At 40.0% G+C, this 6,903-nt stretch carries 7 protein-coding genes; 5 read left to right on the forward strand and 2 right to left on the reverse strand.

Annotated features, from left to right (window positions below; genetic code table 11):
- Positions 1–72 precede the first annotated feature (72 nt).
- The gene (locus tag HJG39_RS17840) at positions 73–2,358 is read right to left on the reverse strand and encodes a xanthine dehydrogenase family protein molybdopterin-binding subunit (RefSeq protein ID WP_268411560.1); all 2,286 of its coding nucleotides are present in this window, start codon (positions 2,356–2,358) and stop codon (positions 73–75) included.
- Positions 2,355–2,855, reverse strand: a complete 501-nt coding sequence (locus HJG39_RS17845; RefSeq protein ID WP_268411563.1) for a (2Fe-2S)-binding protein — start codon at positions 2,853–2,855, stop codon at positions 2,355–2,357. The genes HJG39_RS17840 and HJG39_RS17845 overlap by 4 nt, the downstream gene beginning before the upstream one ends.
- A gap of 213 nt (positions 2,856–3,068) precedes the next feature.
- Between HJG39_RS17845 and HJG39_RS17850 the strand changes: the two genes are divergently transcribed.
- From HJG39_RS17850 to HJG39_RS17870, 5 genes are all read left to right on the forward strand, one after another.
- Complete coding sequence (locus HJG39_RS17850; protein ID WP_268411566.1) at positions 3,069–3,509, forward strand: DUF4231 domain-containing protein; 441 nt, start codon at positions 3,069–3,071, stop codon at positions 3,507–3,509.
- A 278-nt stretch (positions 3,510–3,787) separates the two neighbouring features.
- Positions 3,788–4,060: a helix-turn-helix domain-containing protein gene (locus HJG39_RS17855; protein ID WP_268411569.1), complete on the forward strand. Its 273-nt coding sequence runs from the start codon at positions 3,788–3,790 to the stop codon at positions 4,058–4,060.
- Positions 4,061–4,771, forward strand: a complete 711-nt coding sequence (locus tag HJG39_RS17860; RefSeq protein WP_268411572.1) for a hypothetical protein — start codon at positions 4,061–4,063, stop codon at positions 4,769–4,771. It begins immediately after the preceding gene.
- Between the two features lie 88 nt (positions 4,772–4,859).
- Entirely contained in the window at positions 4,860–5,096 is a 237-nt protein-coding gene (locus HJG39_RS17865) for a hypothetical protein (RefSeq protein ID WP_268411575.1), read from the forward strand.
- A gap of 427 nt (positions 5,097–5,523) precedes the next feature.
- Positions 5,524–5,733 (forward strand): cold-shock protein, encoded by a 210-nt coding sequence (locus tag HJG39_RS17870; RefSeq protein ID WP_268411579.1) that lies wholly within the window; start codon positions 5,524–5,526, stop codon positions 5,731–5,733.
- Positions 5,734–6,903: the final 1,170 nt, after the last annotated feature.

The following is a 6,903-nucleotide window of genomic DNA, read 5'->3' on the forward strand; positions in this document are numbered from 1 at the left end:
AAATATATATGTTCAGCCAAAAGACCATTGTCAATGCTGATTCAACATATCAAATGGCCCCAGTTACTTACACTATATCAACTGTGCTTTAAGAGTTTCAGCTTGCATTGGTAAGGAGCGCAAACGCACACCTACCGCATTATATATTGCATTACCTACTGCTGGCGCAACCGCCACCACTCCCGGTTCTCCAAGACCAACAGGAACTTCATCACTTTCAACAAACTCAATATCCAATTCCGGCATATTATCCATTCGAAGAGGGGAGTAAGTTGTCAGATTTAAATCCGCTAAATGCCCATTTTCAATCTTAGTTTGTTCATGAAGCGCTAGACTCACACCCCATAATAGCGAACCTTCCATTTGTGCCATTGCACCATCAGGATGAACGACCTTTCCACAATCGGTTACTGCCCAAAGCTTCTTCAAAGTAATCTCACCACTTTGCTTGTCTACTTTCACATGTGCAGCAACACCAACCCAAGTTGGCATTGTTCGTTCTTGCCCGTAAGTTAACGCAATGCCGAGCCCTTCACCTTCTGGCAAAGCCCTGCCCCATTCCGCTTTTTCGGCAACCCTTGTTAACACACGTTTCAGCCTTAATGCGCCATTTTTGTTCTTCGGAATATCCCCGGCTTGCTTACCTTTTCCATCTAACAGTTGCGATCTAAATTGGACTGGGTCAATACCATTTGCATGAGCCAACTCGTCCATAAATGATTCAACGCCCCAATTTACCCAACCCGGGCCAACTGAACGTAACCATCCGGGCAAAAAGGTTTCATTCGCTAAAGAGTTATTCACCACTCTGACTTTATGATTTGGCAAGCTATACCAGTGATCTGCGCCACTGGCGGAAAACATATCAATTTGCCCTTCACCGTTTAAGCCTTTGGCAAGGAATCCCGGCGCCATACTTAGTGTTGGCCAGCCAGAAGATATTGTATGTTCAACCGCAAGCAATGATGTGTCTTCAGCCACGGTACCTTTAAAATGACTAACAGAAGAAGAGCGAGGTTGGGCAAACATAGAATCATCTTCTCGTGTAAAGACCATTTTTACAGGCATCCCCACCGCTTTGGCTGTTAACGCAGAAGGAATGGCGTAATCACCAAATAAACGACGCCCAAAACCACCACCTAAATAGTATTGTTTCAGTACAACCTTATCATCCGTTACGCCTAGCGCCTTCGCAACGGCTGGCAATGTTAGTGATTGCCATTGGTTTCCGGTGTGGATGATCCACTTACCGTCTTTATATTCGGTAGTAGCATTAACCGGTTCAAGTTGGAAGTGTGACACCGTTGAGGTTGTATATTCAGCTTCAATGACCTGCTTTGACTGCGCCTTAGCAGTAGACACATTGCCATCGTTGATCAACAAAGCCCCTTTTTTCTCGTCTTGTATTAACGTTCTAGCATGTTCTTGTACAGCTTGTTCATCGATCTGATTGAATCGGCTCAGTGCGTAATCTACCTTGATCAAATCAACTGCTTTGATGGCAGTGTAATAATTGTCCGCCAAGACCGAGATCCACCCGTGCAAATGCTCGCTTGGATCAACTAAGACTTTATAGCCAATATAACCCGAGAGTGACTTTGCTTTAGAATCATCAACCGACTTAACCGTATTACCATATCGAGTAGGTGGAACAATCGGGCGGGCATAAATCATTCCCGGGATTTCAACGTCAATGCCATACTGGGCAGTACCGTTAATTTTCTCAGGAATATCAAGAGCCTTTGAAGCTTTGCCTATCAACGAATATTCTTTACTTGGTTTTAACGCTATTGCGGCCAACTCTTCTTCTGTGAAAGTTCGACTAATTTCGCCCTTTCGAACAATGTCCGCAAAAGACGTTCTATCTCCTTGGCAAACAACAAACCCCTGCTCAACTCGACACTGTTCAGGCTTTTTCGACATTAACTTAGCGCCAGCCTCAACTAGCGCGATACGCCCAGCGGCTCCTGCTTGAGACAACATTTGAAAGCTTGTCGACACAGACCACGAACCGCCTGTTACCATGTAGCCCCACTTAGGATCGGTATCAACATGTTTAATATCAATGTCGTCCCAGTTTGCCCCTAATTCATCGGCAACAATGCGCGCAAGCGCCGTTCCAACGTGCTGCCCCATTTCAGCTTTGGCAATATTAACTAAGACTTTTCCTTCGGTGTCTATCTCAAACCAAACAGTTGGAGAGAAACGTTTTTGATTCACCCGTTCAGCAGCTCCCTCTTGCTTTGCTAACGTAACCGAAGGTGCAAAAGCCATAACTAAAGAGGCGCTCGCGCTTGCTACTAAGAAATGTCGACGGGAAGTATCAATATCGACTCGTTGTTTTTCGCCCGAACTCATGACATCACCCCCTCATCGGCGTTAGAACGTGGATCAAAGTATTGAACAGATGATGTATTAGTTGCAGCGACTTTAATCGCCTTTTTAATTCGAGCATAAGCCATACATCGACATAAATTGCCCTGCATGTGTTGAACAATTTCTTCATCGGTTGGATTCGGATTAGCTTCTAATAACGTAGCGGCTTGCATAATTTGGCCGGACTGGCAATAACCACACTGCGGCACTTGTTCTTGTGCCCATGCAGCTTGTAAAGGATGAGCATTATTCAAACCTTCAATAGTCGTTACGCTTTTTCCTTTCGCCATCTTAAGCTTAAACGAACAGGAGCGGATAGAAATGCCTTCCACATGCACAGTACAAGCCCCACACATACCAACACCACACCCAAATTTTGTTCCTGTTAATCCGATTTCGTCGCGAATAACCCACAGCAATGGGGTATTTGGGTCGGCTTTGGAAGAAACGGCTTTCCCATTTAACTTAAATTCAATCATGAAAGAGTCCTTTAGTTACTCTAAAGAGGGCTATGGAAAACAACCTGTTACCAACGACTTTACTGGTAATATTCCAACCCACAAATACGCCTAACTTTTATGGGCTAACATGGGTCTGATGTCAACCAAGACGACCTAAAGTATCTCAATAAAATTGGAATTATTTTCGTTGGAAAAAGGTCTAGCCTTTATCAAATGGCAACATGAAAGATCATGTCAACAACAATGCAGAATTGGACCGTAGAACAATACATTCAAGAACGAGTCGACCCCCAAATTCAACTCTATGAAGATAAAGCACAAGGCAACATGCGCTGCTATCGACGCATTAAACGCTACGAAACCTATTGTGCGATGTTACTCCCGCTACTTATTGTATTCTGGCACTATTCACCGTCACACATTATTTGGATACAAACATTCATTTCCATCGATGCCATATTAGTCGCAATATTAAGCAGCCTTGCGAATTTAGGCCACTATCTAGAAGATGCAAATCAATACCAAAATATCAAAAACAAATTGACATATGAGAAATCCAGCTTTTTAACAAAAACAGCGCAGTATCAAATAAATAAGTCACAAGATAATACGGATGGCAATTTAATTTTTACGCAATACATTGACAGAACGGAACAGATTTTGAGCAGTTAGTGCTGTTTATCTACATTGGCTCTCTGGCAATAAAGTTGCCTAAGTGTAACCTTTATTAGATTTAAACCAATAGAGAGGCAAATCGGCCTTACTATATTTTCATTTTAGAGATGAAATATTCACAATTTTGGGTTACACCTAAGATAAGCTAGTGTAGAATTCGCACCGTTTTTGTTTCATATATCATGAAAAAAACACCTCCAAAATTGTTCTATTGAAGACGGGTTTACACACAAATGTAAATTTTTCCATAAAATATAATATATTATGTTGACGTCATGGCTTTAAAAAGTAGTAATAAGATCCATAAACAAAAAGCACACTTGTTAAAACAGATGCGTTTGGAAGCAGGACTTACGCAGCAAGCGTTAGCTAGCAGGTTAAAAGTAAGCAGGGAAACCGTTTCAGCAATAGAAAATTGCCACTTTAGTGCAATATCAGCACTCTCCGACGATATTCGAGAAGATTGGTGGAGAGCATGCGCAACAGGTGCGACGAAAGAAACAAAAATGAGTTTTATGAATTTGGTCACACGAATATTTAGGATTTAGATGGTTTTAAGACCATTATTACAGCATTTAACTTCTGCGTTATTAATCGGTCTGTTTCTCGCTTTGGGGTTGCTAACCTTTGGAAAACCCTTCCTATTCGACAGGATCTTTTTTACATCCCTTTTTATTATTGCATTTGCATTTCGTAACGATGTTAATTTGCTTGGTGTTACGCTCATTATTATCGTGGAGCGCTTAGTAGAAGAAACAGCCTACTTACTTATAATCGACTCCCTTTCTCTAAAAGTAGTGACCTACTTATTTTGTATTTTCGCCTTATTTCTACGACGAAACGATTCATTGTTTTATCTCACATTAACCAGTTTATGTATCATGATTGGGGCAGAAATATATTGGTTTATCAATGATTATCGTTTTCTAAATACGCATTGGTATATTTTTCTGATTTCACTAAATTTATTCGTTCGAAAAGCCATCTCCTCACGTTGTTTTTGGACACTTGAGTTAGCTCCCAATAAAAACATTACACCATTAAAAGTTGACTATTATGTTTATCAACTTGCGTTGTATTTCATCGTAATCAACTTAGTAACGCTTGCAGAATATTTAGCAAGACATTTATTTTCACTAAATAGCCTTCTTATTTACAATTTGTATGCATTAACAAATCATATATTGGCCTTTATCTTCTTGTTTTTACTAGCCGATCAAGCCATAAAAGTCACTCGAAGAAATAAAATAAAAGTATAATTTGTAACATTTTTTTGTAACCCTTTATGATGTCCGTGGCCTCACAGGACCACGTAACCCATTACTTAACCCTAAAAGTGAGGACATCATGAAACTAAAAAGCATCGCGATTATTTTATTATTCACAACAATAAATACCCCTGCAATTGCCCACAAAGTAGGCGACAAATTAAGTCAAACGATACAAACAGGTGGCAAGCCTGTTGACCCCCAATTTTATACTGGCGGGAAACCAGTAGACCCGCCATTCACAATCAGCGGAAAACCAGTGGTTCCAGCTTTTACAACAGGAGGAAAACCGGTCGAACCGCCAGCTCCCCTATAAATTCATATCTCGCATTCTATTTATGAAACATAAGCCTTTGGCTAATAACCAAGGGCTTTATAAGCCTCCCCTAATTAATGAGTTACTTTAATTAGAATTCTCTCGCCTACCCTTGGCAATCAGAAGAAATAAAAAAATACCTTAAATAATGTTGGGTTTGTTAAAGCCGGCCACTAAATTACACAAATACTGCCGTTTTTTAACTCGTATCACGTTATTTAGCCTAATCCTGAAAAAACGTTTGACTTTAATTAGTAGGGGCTATACTGTGTGTGCAGCTTGAAAGTAAGTCTATTTTTATTACCTCCATTTCGTAGCGTTATTTCGTAGTTCTTCGTCCTGTAGTTTGTAAATTTCTATTTATATTTCCCGCTTATTCATGCCTAACTAAGGCATTCTTATATTTATTATCTACAGGATATCTATCATGTCTAATGTAACTACTGGTACCGTAAAATGGTTCAATGAATCTAAAGGTTTTGGATTTATTGAGCAAAAGTCTGGCTCAGACGTTTTTGCACACTTTAATTCAATTGTTAGCTCTGGTTTCAAAACGCTAACTGAAGGTCAGCAGGTCGAGTTCAAAATCACTCAAGGGCCAAAAGGTCTTCAAGCCGAGAATATTGTAGCTATCTAATAGCTAATTAATTCTTATAAAGGCAAACTGTCATGGTTTGCCTTTTTTTATGCCACTACAACCATGGATTAGGTAAAGAGCCATTATCGCCCCCTTATAGAGCCTCAATTACAAAAGTCACCCGCAAGATTCACAGATAATTATTTTAAGAAGCTGGAATTTATAATGCACCAGCTCACGCCAAGAAACAGCATTTAATACCCAGAAAGACAACTGCTTGGTGTGAGTGAGGTTGATAAAAGGGTTTTGTTTGTGGTGGTTTTGGGGCAATTGATTGGGTATTGAACCTACTTAATCAAAAAGCCCGACATTGAATTCTGCCTGCCTTGTAAAAAAAGGCTGGCGATTTTACTTATTTCTTAGAAAAAGCGTTAAATGTATATAGAGGTGGGGGTGGTTGGCATAGCTACTCAATTCAGTTTGGGCTTCCCGCAGGAGTATCTATATCATTGTATTTTAACGAATAATCCTAACAACGGTCCTACAGCTAAGTTTGTTACACGGCCCTAAACACCGACATGGTTCATCTTTTCACAGCTCGTTTTAATGTCTTTGCAGAACAATATCCGGTGTTGAAAATGCTGTACGAAGTGAAGCAGGAACTTAAATATGGACTTCGTGAAAGACGTCTGAGGATGCTATATGTGGAATTAGGCTAGAAAAGCAAGTGGGGCGCGGAATTGGTCGGTGTGAGAGGATTTGAACCTCCGACCCCTGACACCCCATGAAACACAAAGTAAACCATAATTGTATTTATAAATCAAATGGTTAGCCTTTTATTCTAGATAAATTCCTCATCAAAATTTGATAAAAATAACAAATTCTCCAAATATTAAAAATGCATGTTTCATTGCGCTTAAATACTCAAATTTTCCCATCAAAACCTCACGTCCTTCATTTAAAAATCTTGGCCCACATAGCTCGATGTAGGAAGCGTTCAACACACTGAAATAGAAACAAGACTAAGAACAACGAAGCCTATGAATTGAGTTAGCGTCTAAAGTTTACGCGCACAGAAAAACATCCAGCGGTTGATGGCGCATTGTAAGAGTAAGTGTAATCAAAAGAAATAAAGCCCTGCGCTTCAATATCAGCTTAAAATTGGTGGGGGTGTCGGAAAACAGTAATTTTGGTAACACCACGAATAAACCAACATTAACTATATGAATA

Origin of the sequence: Alteromonas sp. a30 (assembly GCF_026788005.1) — a bacterium.
In the GTDB taxonomy this organism is placed as follows: domain Bacteria; phylum Pseudomonadota; class Gammaproteobacteria; order Enterobacterales; family Alteromonadaceae; genus Paraneptunicella.